We start from the raw sequence: 1,668 nt of genomic DNA on the forward strand, positions 1-1,668 counted from the left end.
GATGGCTGTAAAGTCGATTGGATAGCAGAAGGCGACGGCATACAATAGAAGCATAACCAACAGGGCTTGCCATTTAGCAAGCCCTGTTGACTTTATACCGGATCCGGCTGCTTCAGAATATCTGACTACCGGAATCATGATCTATTAAAGGCAGATATCATTACAAAAACTTTTGGCCTATTCATAAGTTGTTTTCGAAAAAAGGCAGAATCCATGATATTACTCATCGTTATCACAGATTGCTTTCTCCTCCCTATTTTTTTCCGTCCAATTGTCATTTGAATGATCAAGCGGCTTTACTGAATCCCTTTTTACCAATTCTGGTTCATATATTTTTGAGGTGACTGGTTGCTTATTAAGCATATCAATGATCATTTTACCAGCATCAAGCCCCATCTTTTCCTGCGGATGGCGAACAGTCGTCAATGCCGGATTGATAAACTTTGAAAACTGGTAATCATCAACTCCAATAACGGAGAGATCTTTTGGTACGTTCAGACCGATTTCTTTGACAAAATTCATGACTTGAATGGCCAGTTGATCGTTGTAGCAAACAATTGCAGTCGGAGCAAACTCAGGGCGCGACAGTATTGTATGAAGTTTTTTAAACAGATTGATTTTGTTTTCCTCTGTCTGGTACATCATGATTTCACCCATATTCGAAATCTCAGGGTGCTTCTGAAAAGCTTTGATGTAACCGTTCATTCGATGTATACCTTGCTTATCGTCCACTTTAAAAATCCCGACAATTTTTTTATGCCCCAGGGAGATTAAATAATCTGTGACCATTTCGCCGGTTTTTAGATCATCCATGACCAAGTACGGGATATTCATGTCATCGTAAACCGCATTAATAAACAGCATTGGAATGCCCAGTGATTTGATGTTGTCGTAAATGCTTTTATTGGTATTGCTCAATGCGCTTTTTGTCGGTTCAATGATTAATCCGGAAATTTTATTTGACAATAAATTGGACAAACTTTTCCGCTCTTTCTCCGGATTGTTTTGCGTGTTGGTAATCAAAATGGAATAACCGTAGTTTGATACATAGTTATCAATTCCCGTAATGATATTTGGAAAAATATAATCGGATATATAAGTTGTAATTAAACCGATTGTTTTATTTTTCATGACGGTTTGGGGTTTGCCTTTCCAATCGTCAACAAAAATCCCCCCGCCCTGAATACGGTAAACGAAATTTTCTTTCTCCAGCTCATCAATTGCACGCCTTACTGTAAACCGGCTTACCTGGTACATTTCCATTAGTTCTGATTCGGTTGGCAATTTTTCACTTACTTTGTACTCTTCCGTTAAAATTTTTTCTCTAATATCCTGCTTAATTTTTTCGTATTTTTTGCTCATATTCATGTAAGTTTCCTTTTCTAGTATTGAAGAACTTAGCAAATCAGCAATGATTGTTACGTACATATCCGGCAAAAAAATAAAATTTGTGATCTGGGTGGCCACGGTGGCGTAATCCAGTTTCCTTTCGATATTTGTACGTATCATTATAACACGAATGCCCTTGCACAGGAAGAGGACTAAAAAACCGGTATGTGTCAAGTTTTTCTCGACAAGGTTTAAATATCGGGTATTCCAAGACACTCTTTTTGTACACTTTCGGCTACCGTGCTTTACTTGCTCGGTGTAATTTTCGGAAAAGATGTA

1 protein-coding gene is annotated in these 1,668 nt (G+C 37.9%); it reads right to left on the reverse strand.

Features of this window, described 5'->3' with window-relative positions:
• Positions 1 to 219 precede the first annotated feature (219 nt).
• Positions 220 to 1,668: GntR family transcriptional regulator (locus P9687_RS16580; protein WP_328228936.1), on the reverse strand; the 1,449-nt coding region annotated here is incomplete at its 5' end.

Origin of the sequence: Weizmannia sp. CD-2023, assembly GCF_036225245.1 — a bacterium.
Classification (GTDB): Bacteria; Bacillota; Bacilli; order Bacillales; family Bacillaceae_C; genus Weizmannia; species Weizmannia faecalis.